The organism is Bradyrhizobium sp. CIAT3101, assembly GCF_029714945.1.
Classification (GTDB): domain Bacteria; phylum Pseudomonadota; class Alphaproteobacteria; order Rhizobiales; family Xanthobacteraceae; genus Bradyrhizobium.
In genome coordinates this window covers 6,815,004-6,833,165 of record NZ_CP121634.1, presented here as the reverse complement: position 1 = coordinate 6,833,165, position 18,162 = coordinate 6,815,004, and the positions used below count along the sequence as shown (strand labels likewise).

The 18,162-nt window shown below is 56.9% G+C and carries 8 protein-coding genes; 5 read left to right on the top strand and 3 right to left on the bottom strand.

The window, feature by feature from the left end; all coding sequences use genetic code 11:
* Nucleotides 1–40: 40 nt before the first annotated feature.
* Nucleotides 41–6,775: a heparin lyase I family protein gene (locus tag QA645_RS32030; protein ID WP_283045266.1), complete on the top strand. Its 6,735-nt coding sequence runs from the start codon at nt 41–43 to the stop codon at nt 6,773–6,775.
* 66 nt (nt 6,776–6,841) lie between these two features.
* Complete coding sequence (locus QA645_RS32025) at nt 6,842–8,605, top strand: caspase family protein (protein WP_283045265.1); 1,764 nt, start codon at nt 6,842–6,844, stop codon at nt 8,603–8,605.
* A gap of 5 nt (nt 8,606–8,610) precedes the next feature.
* On the opposite strand, the gene QA645_RS32020 is transcribed toward QA645_RS32025, so the two are convergent.
* On the bottom strand, nt 8,611–10,035 hold the full coding sequence (locus QA645_RS32020; protein ID WP_283045264.1) for an HlyD family type I secretion periplasmic adaptor subunit: 1,425 nt from the start codon (nt 10,033–10,035) through the stop codon (nt 8,611–8,613).
* A gap of 250 nt (nt 10,036–10,285) precedes the next feature.
* On the opposite strand from QA645_RS32020, the gene QA645_RS32015 reads away from it, so the two are divergent.
* Both QA645_RS32015 and QA645_RS32010 read left to right on the top strand, forming a co-directional pair.
* Entirely contained in the window at nt 10,286–12,427 is a 2,142-nt protein-coding gene (locus QA645_RS32015) for a type I secretion system permease/ATPase (protein WP_283045263.1), read from the top strand.
* A gap of 113 nt (nt 12,428–12,540) precedes the next feature.
* The gene (locus QA645_RS32010) at nt 12,541–12,939 is read left to right on the top strand and encodes an H-NS histone family protein (RefSeq protein ID WP_283045262.1); all 399 of its coding nucleotides are present in this window, start codon (nt 12,541–12,543) and stop codon (nt 12,937–12,939) included.
* 680 nt (nt 12,940–13,619) lie between these two features.
* Here the strand turns inward: QA645_RS32010 and QA645_RS32005 are convergent.
* Nucleotides 13,620–14,075: a hypothetical protein gene (locus QA645_RS32005; protein WP_283045261.1), complete on the bottom strand. Its 456-nt coding sequence runs from the start codon at nt 14,073–14,075 to the stop codon at nt 13,620–13,622.
* A gap of 276 nt (nt 14,076–14,351) precedes the next feature.
* Between QA645_RS32005 and QA645_RS32000 the strand changes: the two genes are divergently transcribed.
* The gene (locus QA645_RS32000; RefSeq protein ID WP_283045260.1) at nt 14,352–15,911 is read left to right on the top strand and encodes a hypothetical protein; all 1,560 of its coding nucleotides are present in this window, start codon (nt 14,352–14,354) and stop codon (nt 15,909–15,911) included.
* Between the two features lie 587 nt (nt 15,912–16,498).
* Here QA645_RS32000 and QA645_RS31995 read toward each other — a convergent pair.
* Nucleotides 16,499–17,665, bottom strand: coding sequence for an acyltransferase (locus QA645_RS31995; RefSeq protein WP_283045259.1), 1,167 nt, complete (start codon nt 17,663–17,665; stop codon nt 16,499–16,501).
* Nucleotides 17,666–18,162 lie beyond the last annotated feature (497 nt).

Genomic DNA, 18,162 nt, shown 5'->3' with positions numbered 1-18,162 from the left:
CATCCGTCGCAGTGCTGGCCATCCAAGGGGACTAATCTAAATGGTTGCGCAGAATAATCCGCCCGTCATCTTGACGGCATCTCCCAGTAACATCGTTTTGGACAATGATCCTGGCACAAGCTACTCGGACGAGCTTACGCTGGTCGGGACGGCTACGCCTGGCAGCACTATTACCATTTACGACGGCAGTACTGTGTTGGGCACCACGACGGCCACCAGCGCCGGTGTTTGGTCTTACGCGACCCAACCGCTGACGGACGGAACACATAGCTTCACGGCAACTTCGACGGTTGCCGGCGCCACGAGTGGGCAGTCCTCTGCGCTGGTGCAAACTATCTCGGGAGAGATGACTAAATTCTCGCCGTTGACCGATCAGTGGTCGGCCCCGATCTCGGTCGGAGGCATGCCTTACTATGTCGAAAATGCCAACGTTAACGGGAATGCTCCTTGGGCGATCACGCAGCTCGACAGCCATACGCTGCGATTCGAGTTGCGTCCCAACGATCTCTGGGCGGACAACGATAGTCATCGGAGCGAAATCAGCGGTGGCACCGTCTATTCCGCAACGTCGACCATAGATCTGTCCTATCAATTCACAGTTCAGCCCGGCTTCAACGACACCAGTAACAATCTGGCGTGGCAAATCCTCGGGCAATTTCATGGGGATGACAATGACCCAACATACCAATCAATTGACGGCGGAAGCCCACCGCTAGCAATCCACCTGACCGGTGCGAATGGATACGGGGAGGGCGATTATCTCGCCATCCAGGCATTTTATGCACTTCCCGGCCAGAAAGAGTGGACCGCTGCGACGCTGCCCGGCGATCCCTTGAATGGATATTTGTGGGTTTCGCAGACGCCGATCGTTCGCGGACAACCTATTGACGTCCAAATCGAAGCGAACTTCCAGAACAATTCGAGCGGATTTCTCGAGGTCTGGATCAACGGTCAGCAAGTCGTTGATTATCACGGTGCGCTCGGATACGGCGGCGGCGTCTACTGGAAGGAAGGAGTTTACGAGGGGTGGTCCAGCAACCAGACCATCACCGTAGACTATTCAAACACAGTCATCACCACGAAGCCCGGTGCACCGCTCATTCTTGGGAATGCGGTGAATGGCAATCAAGTGATGCTGAATGGCACGGCCCAGGCCAACAGCTTTGTCTCTATCTATGATGGCGGGACCAAACTCGGCACGGTGACCACCTCATCCAGCGGCTCGTGGTTTTACGAGAGTAGCGCGCTGTCGACGGGCAGTCATACCCTTACCGCGACTGCTACGGACAGTGCCGGGAATACTGGAGCGGCATCGACCGCGGCAAACGCGACGATCGCTGCGTTTACGGGCCCGATTATTACCACGGTTGTCACATCTGCTTCGACCGGTGAAACGGTGACGGGGAGCACCATCACGTTCACGCTGAAGATGAGCTCAGCGGTATCCGTGACCGGAACTCCGACGCTGAAGCTGAACGATGGGGGTACGGCGGTTTATAGTAGTGGATCTGGCACCAATTCGCTGACCTTTACCTACACTGTTGGAGCCAACGACAACAGCGTTAAGGGGCTTGCGATCACTGGCGCAAATCTGCCCAACGGGGCATCTATCACGGATAGCAGCGGGAATGCGGCGATCTTGACAGGTGCGGAGGTTCAGTTCCCCGGGGTCATTATCGACACGCAGCCGGTCAAGACGCCAGTATTCGGTGACCCCGTGGATAATGGCAATGGGACCTTTACGTTTACCGGAACCGCCGGCGCAAATACGACAGTCTATTTTTCGACGCCATACGGCACAGTGCTGGGCAGTACATCAGTCGACAGCACTGGACACTGGACTTTCACATCCCCGACGTTCGCTGACAATACTTGGAATAGTATTCAGGCCTACGACGTTAATTCGCTTGGCGACATCAGCGCAATTGGAAGTGAAAATGGAAGCGGGTTCGGCAACGATTCGAATCTACCCCCTTCTCCGACCATTACGGGCAATGCGTTGGTTGGAAACGTCGTTACTCTCTACGGATCGGTGCAAGCTGGTTTCTCGATTACCAAAATCACGATCTTCGATGGTACAACGAAAATCGGCACGGCTACTGTAAATAGTGACAACACGTGGTCGTTCACGACAGCCACTCTAAATAACGGCGTCCATATTTTCTCTGCTCAGGGAACGAGTTCGACGGGTACCAGTGCCGGGTCGGTGCCGGATTCGATTTCTGTCGGCACTGTCGCATCCGCAGCGGATACGACGGCTCCGACGGTATTGTCGGTGGCGGCTTCAGGCACCGGGATCGCCTCGGGTAGCGGAGATCTGAATGCCGGCAGCGTCGTGACGTTGACGGTGAACCTGAGCGAAGCGGTGACGGTGGCGGGCGGTACGCCGACGCTGACGTTGAACGACGGCGGCACCGCGACCTATGCCAGCGGGTCGGGCACCAATGCCCTGACCTTCAGCTACACAGTGGCGGCCGGCCAGAATACTTCCGACCTCGCGGTGACGGCGGTGAGCCTGAACTCGGCGACGGTGAAGGACAGTGCGGGCAATTCGGCCAATCTAGCCGCTGCAGTCACCAACCCGTCCGGCACGTTGCAGATCGATACGACGGCAGCCACGGTGTCGTCGGTTGTGGCGTCGGGTACGGGAATCATCTCGGGAAGCGGCACAATCGGCGTCGGCAGCATTGTGACGCTGACGGTGAACCTGAGCGAGGCGGTGACGGTGGCGGGCGGTACGCCGACGCTGACGTTGAATGACGGTGGTACAGCGACCTATGCCAGCGGCTCAGGCACCAATGCCCTGACCTTCAGCTACACGGTTGCTGCTGGCCAGAACACGTCGGACCTCGCGGTGACGGCAGTCAACCTGAACTCGGCGACGGTAAAGGACGGTGCGGGCAATTCGGCTAATTTAGCCGGTGCAGTCGCCAACCCGCCCGGCACGTTGCAGATCGATACGACGGCACCCACGGTATCGTCGGTTGTGGCGTCGGGGACGGGAATTAGTTCAGGAAGCGGCACAATCGGCGTCGGCAGCATTGTGACGCTGACGGTGAACCTGAGCGAGGCGGTGACGGTGGCGGGCGGTACGCCGACGCTGACGTTGAATGACGGCGGCACCGCGACCTATGCCAGCGGGTCGGGCACCAATGCCCTGACCTTCAGCTACACAGTGGCGGCCGGCCAGAACACCTCCGATCTTGCGGTGACAGCGGTCAATCTGAACTCGGCGACCGTAAAAAACGGTGCGGGCAATTCAGCCAACCTCGCAGGTGCCGTGTCGAATCCTTCCGGCACGTTGCAGATCGATACAGCGGCACCCACGGTATCGTCGGTTGTGGCGTCGGGTACGGGAATCAGTTTAGGAAGCGGCACAATCGGCGTCGGCAGCGTTGTGACGCTGACGGTAAATCTGAGCGAGGCGGTGACGGTGGCGGGCGGCACGCCGACGCTGACGCTGAACAATGGCGGCACGGCGACGTATGCCGGCGGCTCGGGCAGCAATGCACTGACCTTCAGCTACACGGTTGCGGCCGGCCAGAACACGTCCGACCTTGCGGTGACAGCCTTCAACTTGAACGCCGCGACGGTCAAGGACAGCGCAGGCAATATTGCTACCCTCGGCGGCGCGATGTCCAATCCGTCAGGCACGCTGCAGATCGACACGACCACGCTGACAGTGTCTTCCGTGGCGGCGTCGGGCACCGGGATCACCTCGGGCAGCGGCACGCTCGGCACGGGTAGCGTCGTGACGCTGACCGTGAACCTGAGCGGCGCGGTGACGGTGGCGGGCGGCACGCCGACGCTGACGCTGAACAATGGCGGCACGGCGACATATGCCGGCGGCTCGGGCAGCAATGCACTGACCTTCAGCTACACGGTGGCGGCTGGCCAGAACACGTCCGACCTCGCTGTGACGGCCTTTAACCTGAACGCCGCGACGGTCAAGGATAGCGCAGGCAACGCAGCCAACCTGGCCGGCGCAGTGTCCAATCCGTCCGGCACGCTGCAGATCGACACCACGGCGCCGACGGTATCGTCGGTGGCGGCCTCGGGCACCGGGATCACCTCGGGGAGCGGCATTCTGAATGCCGGCGACGTGGTGACGCTGACCGTGAACCTGAGTGAGGCCGTGACAGTGGCGGGCGGCGTGCCGACGCTGGCCCTCAACAACGGCGGTACGGCGACCTATGCCGGAGGCTCGGGCACCAACGCCTTGACCTTCAGCTATACAGTGGGCGCCGGCCAAAACACCTCCGACCTCGCGGTGACGGCCCTCAACCTGAACTCGGCGACAGTGAAGGACAGCGCCGGCAACGCTGCCAACTTGGCGGGCGCCGTGGCCAATCCGTCCGGCACGCTACAGATCGATACCACGGCGCCGACGGTATCGTCCGTGGCGGCCTCGGGCACCGGGATCACCTCGGGGAACGGCATTCTGAATGCCGGCGACGTGGTGACGCTGACGATAAACCTGAGCGAGGCGGTGACGGTGGCGGGCGGCACGCCGACGCTGACGTTGAACGACGGTGGTACAGCGACCTATGCCGGCGGCTCGGGCACCAACGCCTTGACCTTCAGCTATACGGTGGGCGCCGGCCAAAACACCTCCGACCTCGCGGTGACGGCCCTCAACATGAACTCGGCGACAGTGAAGGACAGCGCCGGCAACGCTGCCAACCTCGCCGGCGCCGTGGCCAATCCGTCCGGCACGCTGCAGATCGACACCTCGGCGCCGACGGTATCGTCCGTGGCGGCCTCGGGCACCGGGATCACTTCGGGGAGCGGCACTATTGGTGCCGGCAACGTGGTTACGCTGACCGTGAACCTGACTGAAGCAGTGACGGTGGCTGGCGGCACGCCGACGCTGGCCTTGAACAACGGCGGCACGGCGACCTATGCCGGAGGCTCTGGCACCAACGCCTTGACCTTCAGCTATACGGTGGGCGCCGGCCAAAACACGTCCGACCTCGCGGTGACGGCCCTCAACCTGAACTCGGCGACGGTGAAGGACAGCGCAGGGAACATTGCCAACCTGGCCGGCGCGGTAGCCAATCCGTCCGGCACTCTGCAGATCAACACTGCCGGTTCCGGCATCACGCTCGAGTCGGCGGGATCAACCAGCTTGCTTCTGATCGGCAAGAACTACTATCTGAACTCCATACCGGCCGCGTCGGGAGGAAACTCTTCTAGTGCAATTGCTGGCACGGGACCGATGCTGAAATATCAGGGGGCTGCTGTAACTCCTGGGGAGTTCGGCGGCTACACGCCGATTGGCGTCGAGGCTGTCTCGAACGGCTACGAGGTGGCCTGGAAGAATGCGACCACGGGGCAGTATTCGGTGTGGAGCACGGACGCGAACGGCAACTACACCGGGAATTTCTATATGCCGGGGTCGGGCAACAGCACCGCCTTTGAAACGCTGGAAACCAGCTTCCACCAGGATTTGAATGGCGACGGCACGATCGGCATCGTCCAATCCGTGATCGAGGCGATCGGGACGACCGCGCTGGTCGCATCGGGAGACAACTATCTCCTCAACCCGGTTGCCGGCGGTACGGGACCGACGCTGAGATATCAGGGGGCAGCGGTGACAGCCGGCCAGTTTGGCGGCTATACGCCGATTGGCGTCGAAGCAGTCGCGGGCGGTTACGAGGTGGCCTGGAAGAATACGATCACAGGTCAGTATTCGGTGTGGAGCACGGACGCGAACGGCAACTACACCGGTAATTTGTATATGCCCGGGCCGGGCAACAGCACGGCCTTCAAAATGCTGGAAACCAGCTTCCAACAGGATTTGAATGGCGACGGCACGATCGGCGTCGTCCAATCCGTGATCGAGGCGATCGGAACGACCGCGCTGGTCGCATCGGGAGACAACTATCTCCTTAACCCGGTTGCCGGCGGTACGGGACCGACGCTGAGATATCAGGGGGCAGCGGTGACAGCCGGCCAGTTTGGCGGCTATACGCCGATTGGCGTCGAAGCAGTCGCGGGCGGTTACGAGGTGGCCTGGAAGAATACGATCACAGGTCAGTATTCGGTGTGGAGCACGGACGCGAACGGCAACTACACCGGCAATTTCTATATGCCTGGGCCGGGCAACAGCGCGGCCTTTGAAGCGCTGGAAACCAGCTTCCACCAGGATTTGAATGGCGACGGTATTCTCATTTTGTCAGGGACAGCCACGATCGGCAACAATTCTCTGGTGATCGGGAGCGGTGCGAGCGTCGAGATCACGGGAGCCTATTCTGGATCCATCAGGTTCGCGGGATCGACGGGTACGCTCGTCATCGATGATTCTTCGACGTTCAAAGGCTCTTTCCGCGGCCAGCTTGCGATCGGTGACGTTATCGACCTCACCGACATAGCTGGTGGCGCTAACGCGTCCTTGACCTATTCCGGCAACGGCTCGCCAGGAGCATTGACGGTTACTGACGGGACGCATACTGCCAAACTTGCTATGCTCGGCAACTATTCGCTTGGTAACTTCATTGCGTCGAGTGACGGAAGCGGCGGGACGTCCATCGCCGATCCACCCTTGCCAAACCAGTCTGCCGATAGTCCTTCCGCCAATGAAACGGACGAGAATTCGCGCACATGGATGGCTGCGGTAGATCAGCGGCTAGCTCTATGGACCCAACACATGGCATCGGCCTTCGCAACACCGGCGATTGATGGCAGCCTCAAGTCCGCGCCCGAGCTTGGTGGACCGCCACCGAATTTGACGATGCCGCATCAGGCTGGTCCGTCCACTCCGCAGTGGGGATAGAGCTTCGGTCCATGATCGGCACAATTTGTGGAGGGATCGACGATCAGAGTAGTTTGCTTCCTTCTTGTGCTGCTCACGCTCATCTTTCCGGCAGACGCTTCTTCGTCCGAGGAGCGTCTGGCCCTTGTTGTCGGGAATGCATCGTATGGGGCTCAGAAACTCGAGATCGCAGCCAATGATGCCGGCTTCATTGCCGGCAAGTTGCGGAGGGCGGGGTTTGGAGTAACGCATACCAGTGATCTGGACAGTAAGAGCCTCAAGGGGGCCTTTTCTGATTTTGTAGAGAAGGTGAGGGAGGCCGGCCCCGATACGCTCGCCATCGTATACTTCAGCGGCTATGCGCTGCAACTTGAGGGAGAGAATTACCTGCTACCGGTCGACGTCGATAACGACGTTGAAGACGTTTCAGATTTGCCTCGGCTTGCTGTGCGCGTTTCTGACTTGACCCGCGCCCTTTCGGCGCTTCGTGCAAAGGGTGCTTTCGTCGTTCTGGATGCGGCGCGTCGAAGTCCGTTCTTGCTCTCGGGGCAACCATCAGCCCGCGGATTCGCATGGCACGAGACTCGGCCAGACGTTCTTGTCGCATTCAATGCGGCACCAGGCATGGTCTCGCCTGATCCCAAGAACGGCGATGGTTACAGCCCCTACGCCAGGGCCATTGCCGAGATGATGGGCGATGAGAATTCCACGCTCGCTGATGCTTTTGTGCGTGTCCGCATACGCGTCAACGAAATGACGCGCGGGGAGCAAGTGCCGTGGCATAGCTCGGGGATCGGATCGCAACTCGCAACGTTTGAGCGCGTGGCGCCAAAGGGATCGGAATCCCAGGAACTGGACCGGTTGCGCTCGCGACCGATGTCGAGTCTTTCCGCGGAGGATGCCTACTTCGCGGCGATCCTGCGCGATACACTCGATTCCTACGCAGACTATCTGGCAGATCATTGGCGCGATCCGACGGCAAAGCGCATTCGTACCCTTTTGGCAGTTCGACGCGAGGTGCTCCTCTGGCAGCGGGCGTGCCGTGCAGGTGCGCCGGAGGATTTTTGGTCGTACCTGGAGCGCTATCCAGAGGGACCCCACGCGGGTGAAGCGCGCAGCGTTCTGCAGAGACTTAAGGCGTCCGCCATTCCTCCACCTGCGTTCAATAGACCAGAGTACGACATTCCCTCGCCTCTGCCCGGCGAAGCAGAGTCTTTCGTCAGCCAATCGCTCGGATTCCAATCTCCTCCACCGACGCCCGCTGAACTCTTAGGGCCAACTGTCGTGTCCTCTCAGAACGATGCTTCTACGAAGCAGGGTGCCACAATCGCCAACGTGGATACTTCACGCCGATCACGGCTCTCGAACGCCGAGGAGGTTGGGCTGTTGCATTCTGAGGGAAGAGTTGCAGAAGATCTTGGTGCAGGACTGTCGGGGGAAAAAATTCCGTATTGGACTCATTCGGATCTGGCCTCGCCTCCGTTCGAAGCCGCTTTGATCGCCCCTAAATTATCTCAATTCCCCTACTGGGCTACGCTTGGTCCTTCATTGCGCACTGGGAGTATATTGCCGCCGAGTGAGCCTGCGTTGACAGGGGCCCTGGGTTCGCTTGCCAGAAGTGCTGTCGAAGGCCGCGCAGAACCAAACGATATGTCGCTGACCGCGCTCCGTCCATCTTTCTCGGACGCTCCAGCCAATCCGTCAGAAATCTTGCGCGGTCGAGTTCCGCTGCCAGTGGCCCGCTCAACGGCGCTCGCGCGGCGCCAAGGACCGCCTAATCGCGCCTTGCTGTCGCCTCAAGTGCAGCCATCGTCCGTCAGCCCTCGCCAGGGTATTCCTTCGAATAGATGAACGCATCAGCGTTCACGCATACTCTCTTGTCTATATTTCATGAGAGGCGAGAGCAGATAGCCAATGAGCCTCCTCGATCCTGTTTTGATCTCGGCTGTGACTGCCATGCCTGGTGCGAGGCTCACGATCCGATCATCGATCTGAATATGCGGGTTCGAAACGGCGATGCGTGCGACATAGGTCATTTCCTGACCTTTGGGCTCGCTCGTTGTGCTCGTAGATCCGGTCCCCTGCCTTTCTGACGATTTTTCGCCGGGAACATCGCGCGTAATAGAATCCGACGAGATGCTGAGTACCTTCCCGTGAAGTAGACCATACCTGGTAAAATCGAAGGTATCGACCTTGATCGCGACCTCATCACCGGTATGAACAAAGCCGATGTCCCGATTGTTCACGGCGGCCTCGATCTCCAGCTTGCTATCGAGCGGAACGATAACCATGAGCGCTTGCGCCGGAGTGACCACACCACCAATTGTATGGACAGCCAACTGCTGCACCGTGCCGGAAACAGGTGCAGTCAGCGATTGAAGCTTGGCGCGTTGTTCGGCTTTCGAAAGATCTGCTGCAAATCCCGCGGCCTTCCTCTCTGCTTCAGTGAGGTCAGAGAGCAGGGTTCGACGATATTCGGCTTTGGTCTGGGAACGCGTTTCCAATATGGTCGCGATTGCTGCTTGCATTTCAGTTGCGTGGCTCTTTTGAACCAACCGCTCTTGCTGACTCTCGGTCAGTTGCTGCAAGACCTCGAAATATTGAAGCTTGGAGCCGAACTCATTAAGGGTCTTACGAATGTTGACACGTTCTTCAATGGTCGGAATCACCGCATCAAGTTTGGTGATCGTCGCAGAAATGGTCGCCAGCGCGGCTTCCTTTTGCGCTCTCTGTCCGTCCAGTGACGCGATTTTGGCGCGATGCTCGGCAACTTGTGCGATCAGGAACTGACGCTGCATGGCGATTAAAGCGGCGTTCGCCGACTCCGGAGGGTGAAACGCTCCCAAGGGATCATCGGTATCAGACAGTGCTGCTCTCAAGCGGGCAATGTCGAGTTGCGCCGATTGCAGATCGCTCTGCAAATGATTGATTTCGCCATCATTGATCGTGGGGTCCAGCTCAATCAACGTCTGACCTGAGTTGACGAATTCACCCTCCGATACACGAATCGAACGCACGACCCCCGTCTCGAAGGGCTGAATAACCTTGCTGCGCCCGCTTGGAATGACCTTTCCAGTCGCCGTTGCAACGATGTCTACTCGACCAAAACTTGCCCATAACAATCCGAGAACAACCATAGCGAGAATCGTTGCACCTATTGCGCGTCCAAGCGGTGAGGGCGGGGTTTCAACGATTTCAAGGGCAGCCGGAAGAAACTCGAGCTCTTCGGCTGGACGCGGGTTCGTGCGCGGAAATGGTATTATTCTTGATGTTGCCTTCATTTCGCAGCTAACTCACTGAAATTGTTGTCAAATTACATATTGCACTCAGCGGATCGTGAATTCAGATTTCCGGTCGAGCATTCCTTTATCAACGATACCCAATCATCGTTATTATTTCGGCCGATTAAGGACATTTTCTGGATCAGGTGTGCCAAATCGCCGCCCGAATATCGCTATAAGTTTACCAATAAGAAATATGATTCACCAGGCAGACGCTGAATTTCGGCGCGGCCTGCCAATAGGGCAAATAATGACTACAGATTCAGACCTGCCCGGAGCAAACGATCCTGGGCTCATAGCACTTGCCATGCTCCTACGCTTTCATGGCGTCAGTGCGGACCCAGCGCAGATTCGCCATCATTGCGGTATGGCGACCATCGGCACAGCGGAGATGGTTCGATGCGCCAGAGAATTGGGCCTCAAGGCTCGCGAGCTCAGAAGCGATTGGAATAGACTTCTTAAAACGCCGCTGCCGGCGATCGCTGCGCTCAAGGATGGCAGTTTTCTACTTCTGGGGAAGGTAGGAGACGACAAGGTCGTCGCTCAATCGACAAAAACGCCGCGACCAGAATTGATGGCGAGGGCGGATCTGGAAGCTATCTGGGATGGCCGCCTTGTCCTGATGACCAAGAGGGCAAGCTTAACTGAGCTGACACGCCATTTCGATCTGTCCTGGTTTCTGGGCGCAATTCATAAATATCGCGCGCAATTGGCTGAGGTGCTGATCGGATCTTTTTTCCTGCAGCTTCTTGGTCTTGCGTCACCGCTATTCTTTCAGGCCGTTATTGACAAGGTCCTGGTACAGCGAAGTCTCAGCACACTGGACATCCTAGCGATCGGTCTGATTGGAATAGGTCTCTTTGAAACCATTCTCGGCATTCTGCGCACTTACCTCTTCTCCCATGCTACGAACCGCATCGACGTCGAACTGGGAGCCAGGTTGTTTCAGCATCTGCTCGCACTGCCGACCGCGTATTTCCAAGCTAGGCGAGTGGGCGATTCAGTGGCTCGAGTACGAGAACTCGAGAACATTCGAAACTTCCTTACCAGCTCCGCATTGACGCTGGTGATTGACCTGTTCTTCACCTTTGTGTTTCTCGGAGTGATGCTTTGCTATTCGCCGCTATTGACCGGAATCGTACTTCTCGGATTCCCGGTTTACATAGCTATCTCGGCCGGAGCTACGCCGCGATTTCGTCGGTTGCTTGACGAGAAGTTCAAACGTGGAGCGGAGAACCAGGCATTTCTGGTGGAATGCGTCAACGGCGTCGACACGTTAAAGGCAATGGCCATTGAGCCTCAAATGCAGAGGCGCTGGGAGGAGCAGTTAGCGGGTTATGTGGCTGCCAGCTTCAGAGTCCTGCGGTTGGGAAACTACGCCAGCAACAGCGTCCAATTCGTCAGCAAATTGGTGACGGCTGGTATCCTGTACTTCGGTGCTCGCCTTGTAATCTCAGGAGACCTGACTGTCGGCGAGCTTGTCGCGTTTAATATCTTAGCCAGCCGCGTAAGCCAGCCGGTTCTGCGTCTTGTGCAGATATGGCAAGACTTTCATCAGGCTCAGATTTCGGTTGATCGTCTCGGAGACATTCTCAACACGCCTCCTGAACCGAGGTTTAATCCAGCGCGAACCGCATTGCCCTCGATTAGGGGCGACGTTTCTTTTGATCGCGTGCTGTTTCGATACCGTCCGGATGGACCGGAGGTGCTTCACGCTGTGAGCTTTAATGTTTCTGCGGGACAGGTCATCGGGATCGTCGGTCCTTCAGGTTCAGGCAAGAGTACGATAGCAAAGCTGGTCCAGAGGCTGTTCATCCCCGAGAGTGGCCGAATACTAATTGATGGCGTTGATATATCCATGGTCGACACGTCGTGGCTGCGTCGACAGGTTGGTGCCGTGTTGCAAGAGAGCGTCCTCTTCAACCAATCCGTTCGCGATAATATAGCTCTATCAGATCCCAGTATGCCCATTGAGCGCGTCATCGAAGCGGCGAAACTCGCGGGCGCTCACGAGTTTATCCTCGAGTTGCAGGAAGGGTATGACACCGTCGTTGGCGAGCGTGGCACAAGCCTATCGGGCGGACAGCGTCAGCGTATTGCGATTGCGCGCGCACTGGTGACGAACCCGCGCATTCTAATTTTTGATGAAGCTACGAGCGCGCTCGACTATGAGAGCGAGCGCATCATTCAGGACAATATGCGCCGGATTTCACAGGGACGGACTGTTTTCATTATCGCTCATCGTCTCTCGACGGTGCGGCGCGCAAATCGAATCTTTACCATCGATCGCGGCCGGTTAGTCGAGGACGGTACTCATGACGAATTGATCAAGAGCGGGGGGCGCTATGCTGCTCTCCATCGGATGCAAGCAGACATCCAGGAAGTCTTCTAACTCATGCCAGCGGGCAGAGACGCCCGACAAGCCTTGCGGTATTACTCGAAATGCGGCATTACAGTTCCTTAGCTGTCTACCCGGCGGCAACGATTCTGGATAGAGACGACCTGATGGCCAACAAGTTGAATTTCGATAGTATGTCGGTCGATGAGTTGTGGCAGTTGCATGAGGAACTTGGCCGAGTTCTATCGACGCGTTTGACGACGGAAAAGCGGGAGTTGGAAAAGCGTCTCTCACAACTTCACCGTGAAGATCAGGCGCGTTACACGGAGATGCAGGCTTCCTCGGGGATTTCGCGCAGCCGGCGTAAATACCCCGCAGTTTTGCCAAAATATCGCAACCCAAATACCCCGGGTGAGACTTGGTCCGGGCGAGGGAAGCAGCCGCGCTGGTTGGTTGCGGCTCTGAAGACTGGCCGCCGTATCGAAGAGTTCGCAATCGCCCAAGCTGGCGCCAACAAGCGGAAATCCGGGGAGCGGCGTCAGAAGGGCCACGCCTCGCGAGTCTGATTAATGGGCCAGTTCGACTCGGCAATTGCTATATCTTGACGCCGGATTGACGCAAAAGTCGCGGCTTGTGCCGTTGTCCATATTATGCCTGCACTATTGAGACAATGTCCTGTGGCATCAAATTGCTGACAGCACTCGAGGCGTCGCGCATTCTCGCTGTAACAGCCTCGATTTGCATCCTCGGCGTGCCGTTGGACTCGTTTCAAGATCGCTGACAAACGCAATCGCACCCCCAGCCCGTTTGGGTCCTGAAGACGGCTTGTTCAAGTGGCTACTGTAGCAGGAAGATGGGCGGTGGCTCAACAGTCGACGGAGCGGAAATACTTCGAAGTCTACGTCCGCATTCTGCAATTCTAATTGTCTGTCTTAATCTTATTAACTCGAGATAACTGTCGGCAAGTTCCTGATCAGTCATCCTTTCACAATTCTTTTGAGGGTCTCGACTAGACCTACTCATGAACACTCCTCGCAATACTTTCACACCAGCAACGGCTTATGCGTTCATCTCTAAAAATGCCCGCGCCAATCGTCGCGGCCCTCAAGTTCGTCCGGTGAATCCCTTCGGATTACGATGGCTTCAGTCTGAAGGTTAATTTTTCAACTATATAAAGCAATTCGGAGCAGTCAATCGCGTTTCGTGCGGCGGCGCACAATCCGAAGCAATGGTATGTGCCCTCAAGTCAAAGCTCTGCGCTGAGCAGTTCAAGATTTGACACGCAATCTCTCAGGTTTTTCCAATCCGGTAGCCGTTCGGGTGGGACGCCGGCGCTTTCGACATCGGTCCCCTCACAACGGCTGCGGAAACGGTCGACATACAGGCGACCGAATTCGTTCTGGAGAAACTCTTCGACTTGGGCTGTCCAAGCCTGCGCGTAGGAACGCGATGCCTCCGCGTCCTTCATCGGATCGCGAAGACGCGCAAGAACTAGTCGCCCTTCATTCATAAGGCGACCGAGTGTTTCGCGTGCCCGCGCAATTTCCAAATTGATCGTCCGTAGCTTTTGCCGGTGCGCGTACCTGACTATCGGGGCGGCGCCAAAGTTCAGCAGGCTTCGCGTCGTCTCTAACGGAAAGTGAGCCACGGCCAATACCGTCACCGCAGTCAGGATTTCGACAGCGGCTAGGAGAACATCCATGCGATATCTCAAACATGCAAGTAGTCACTGGCGCGTGAAGTGAGAGAGGCCGGTTTGAGGTCGGGATGGCCGACCGGCCGTCAAACTACCGGATTATACTACTTTTGCCGGGATGGATCTAAGTGTCTATGATGACTTAAAATTATAGCTTCAATTAAACCGATTGTCCGATAAAATATGGATTATGGAATATTTTTTGCTCGGCAGGTCATTGCGAGGGCTTTTCGCCGTCGCCTCTATGTCCGCGGCCGTTCTGAGTTCAACAGGGGGTTGGGAATGCCTGAAATCAACCCAGTCGACTGGAACGTTGAAGAGTTTCGACGGTTGCTTGATGAGCCCCTCAAATTGGCAAGCGGAGCAACCTCAGCTGACTTCGACCAGGATGTGCATGATAGCCACCGATCGTTCACCGCGCCAAACGAACCTTTTGCCCCGATGCGCGAAGAACTGGCGGCTCCGGCCCTCGGTCGGTCGATCGCTGAGGTTCGATCACCATCTGAGTTGATTCCGGACCCGGACACAAAATTTGTTTCGCAGGAAACCGGTCTCGACTCGCCGATCAACAATACAAAGGCCGTTCTGGTTCTCAACATCGAAGTAGCGTCAAGACCCGGAGTTAACGCAGCGGCTGAGACTGAAAGCGCGGTCCAAGGGGACACGGCAGACGCCCGGATCGGTGGAGGCGATACTGAGTTGCTGGCGGAAAGCCAGACGAAGGATCCGTCATCGCACGACGGCCTACACCGAAACGTCGAAACCTGCCTCCCTCATGACGAAGCCGGAGACGTTTCTGTTGTTCCAAAGCCAGCTACCACAGAAGAGAAGTCGTTGCCGTACCAGCAGGTGGCCTTATCCCGGGGCGTTGATGCATTGCTCTCTTCTTCTGACCAATCTGCGCAATCCAATGGCGATGTTTACATTACATCTGCGGATTATGAGCTCGAAGACGGCCGCCTCCCGGGCGCCGGTCAAACGCCTTCAGCGACCGTTGCCGAGCCAAATCCTAAAACGGGGTTGACTGCAGAAACCGGTTGGAGCGCAGCGGACGATCCGTCAGAATCCAACATCTCCGGTCGGCAGATGGTCTTTTTTGAGCCGGACAGGACTAGCTTAACGAATCCAGAACCTACAGTTGGAACTCCTGAACGCGGTTTCGATGCGATCGACGCCTCGATGGAGCCCGTCGAGAGTGACTTTGTGGATGGCCCACCCGAAGCCCTAGCGGAGCATTCCGCAAGAATTTCTCTCCTGCTGGCGCAGCACCTGCGCACAAACGACCGATCGTCGTTCCCATCGGATCAGCCGGCGGCTGAGCAAAGCCTTGATGCGCCTTTGGAGGCGGACGCCGCTGAAGCGAAAGAGCCTGAAACAACCGCTGCCGATGTTGAGGAGCTCTTGTCCGGTTCAACTTACAAGCGGTTACTATCGGACCCATTTTTTGCGGTGCATGCGCGGCGCTCGGGAAAGGCAGTCGAAGCCAAAACGAATGTTCTTTCGGAGCTCCGACCTGGCCGACCCTATCTGGGACCCCCCAAATTGCCACCAGCGAGTCTGCGCACCATCGATGACGAGAAGGAGGCCTCCAGCCCAGCGACGGACTCGAGTCTGGCGCTGTTCAAAGCGATTGTCGAACCGAACATCTGGACGGCGCCCGTAGATAGAGAGCGCGGGATCATCTTGAGGTGGGCGTTGAGGGACATTAGAGGCAATCGGCTCGGATTGCTGCCGGTCGACCCGACTACACTGCAGACGCTCGTTGAATTGAGCTTAATAGAGATATCGGACGGGAAACCGCTCTTAACCAGCAGGGGATTTGATGCGATCGCCTCGACTTGAAGCTAATGGTTTGTCGGTTCCGTTTTCTCGAGAACCGTAGATCTGCGGGAACCGTGATCACTCGCCCGTGCATCAAGCTTAATCCACGAGTTCATTTGCCTGCGCGGCGAGTTTTCGTATCCTTCGTGTGCTGCCTGAGTGCCGCCAATGTGACCGACGATTGCCTGATCGTATTTGCACTGGCATTGATGCGTAGACATAGGACATCTCTCGATGAAGATCTCTGTGAAGAGAGCAGAAGATTTGGATATCGCCTCAAGCCAAGATGACCTGGAACAGCGGTATCGGGAGGTTTGCTGTCTTCGGCGGCAAGTCGCCCAGTTTGAGACATCGTTGTGCGAGAGGGGGCCGCGAGCCGAAATCGAGAAGTTCATCTCTCACTTCCAAGCCGCGGCGCGCACAGCTAATCGCCGCGCAAGAACGCTCCACTAACGGGAAGCGGCATTAACGATCGGAGAGGATGCATCCTGTCTATTGTGAACGCCGATGAAACATTCGCAAAGCAGAGTTCGGTCAGGTCGCCAGGGCGCGTTCGGCATTGCGTAAATCTTCGTGCTGCCCCGACAGCCGGTCAGCCTTCGGCGCGCTCAGGGAGAAGCTTTCTTCTTTAGCCTGTCATTCGGAGCAGTCCGCGCAGCATGGTTGGCAACTGCGCTGTATCCGCGCCTGAACTTTGTCTTGAGGCTCGCCGCCGGCTTCTCGATGAGGTTCCAGGAAAGCGCTGCGAAGGCGAAAGTTGCCGGCAAGCCGGCGAGCAAAATAATCGATCCGTGCCTGTATTCGAGCGGCAGAAGATAGACCAGTGTCTGCTGTATCGGGAATCCGAATAAATAGATTCCATAAGAATAATCGCCATCTCGTAGAAGTTGTGGGATTGCAAATTTTCGCATGCCGACGAAGACGACAACGTAAACCAGTGCGAGCAATCCGAGGGTAACCAGGAATGGCTGCATAGCCGCAACGACCGCGACAAGAAGGGCTAGCGAGAACTTGCTGCCCGATAGGACTAGGCGGTCGTTCCAATGGAAAGCGCAGGAGCCAAGGATGAAAGAAGCGATGAGTATTTTCCAATCCGGAACGTCGACGAAATTATAAACTTGTCCTCCCCGGAGCACGTATAAAGTGATTAAAGCTATTGTTAGCAGCGCCATGAGTGAGCACAAGTTCTTGCTAAATACTGCCTTTGTTGCGATCATGCATGCGATGAAAAGATAGCAAAAGAACTCGGGTTTTAGCGTCCATAAGTTGAGATTTACGACGCCAGCTACGGGGTTCTGGAGAAATAAACCAGGCAAGAAAAATTGAACATGACCAACCGTGTTTAGGAAATACTTGGCAAATAACGGGTCAGAGAAATATTGGCCTATCGGCTTCTCCGTTAGCAATGGTCCGAGAATTAGCGCGCTAAGCGCAATCTCCGCAAACAACGCTGGCAAGATCCTCAGCGCGCGGAACAGGAGGAAGACTGAAACATCTTTTGTGCGTACGGCGCTGCCGGTGACCAGATAGCCGCTGACAATGAAGAACATTGGCAGCACAGGTTTGACAAGCAATCCATGTACCGGATCGGCTGCGAACGCTTCCGCGGCGTCCGGCCCGTCGCAGATGAACATGGCATGTATGGTAAAAACCCATATCGACAGTAAGAGCCGCAGCACATCAAAGCCCGGGCCTGTTCCCTTGTTGAACGTCAGGATGTCAGCCGCACGTGGAGTATGCCTCTCGCTAGTTGGCCTCCTGAAATTTTCAGACATTTCGACTCGCGGGCGTGAAGAAACTATGAACTGAAGGTGATGTCACTGATGAAATAATAACTTGTGCGATGTCAATGCGCCAATTCAATATCGGTTCGTTCGCAGTTCACAAACTCCGATTTGGAGGCTACGAGCCTAGCATGGTCGATTGCTAAGTCGATTTGCAGAGCTTTTATAATGCAAAGTTGTCGCGGTTCGGTGTCCGCACGGATCGGAGCTGGTGGTTGCGGCTTCCTACATTCGTCGGTATCGAACGGCTGCTTTCATGGAATCGGAAGGGACGTGCGCAACCGGGGCGCCGATATAGGGTTTGAACCGAGTGCCCCGTTCAGTTGACCAAAGTGACGGGCAGTTAACCAGCGTGACGAGTACTATGTCCCAAGTTGTACAGGAAGACGTGCGCCATAGACATGCATTGGCCGTCAAGATTGGTTGGATCGTACTGTGCTCAATCTCCATGATCGGGTGGACGATGGCCCTGGCTTGGGCCGCCGTGC

Excerpts from the sequence above, each read along its gene's own strand:
- QA645_RS32030 (WP_283045266.1), top strand. The coding sequence starts at position 41 with ATGGTTGCGCAGAATAATCCGCCCGTCATCTTGACGGCATCTCCCAGT.
- QA645_RS32020 (WP_283045264.1), bottom strand. The coding sequence starts at position 10,035 with ATGAAGGCAACATCAAGAATAATACCATTTCCGCGCACGAACCCGCGT.
- QA645_RS32015 (WP_283045263.1), top strand. The coding sequence starts at position 10,286 with ATGACTACAGATTCAGACCTGCCCGGAGCAAACGATCCTGGGCTCATA.
- QA645_RS32010 (WP_283045262.1), top strand. The coding sequence starts at position 12,541 with ATGGCCAACAAGTTGAATTTCGATAGTATGTCGGTCGATGAGTTGTGG.
- QA645_RS32005 (WP_283045261.1), bottom strand. The coding sequence starts at position 14,075 with ATGGATGTTCTCCTAGCCGCTGTCGAAATCCTGACTGCGGTGACGGTA.
- QA645_RS32000 (WP_283045260.1), top strand. The coding sequence starts at position 14,352 with ATGCCTGAAATCAACCCAGTCGACTGGAACGTTGAAGAGTTTCGACGG.
- QA645_RS31995 (WP_283045259.1), bottom strand. The coding sequence starts at position 17,665 with ATGTCTGAAAATTTCAGGAGGCCAACTAGCGAGAGGCATACTCCACGT.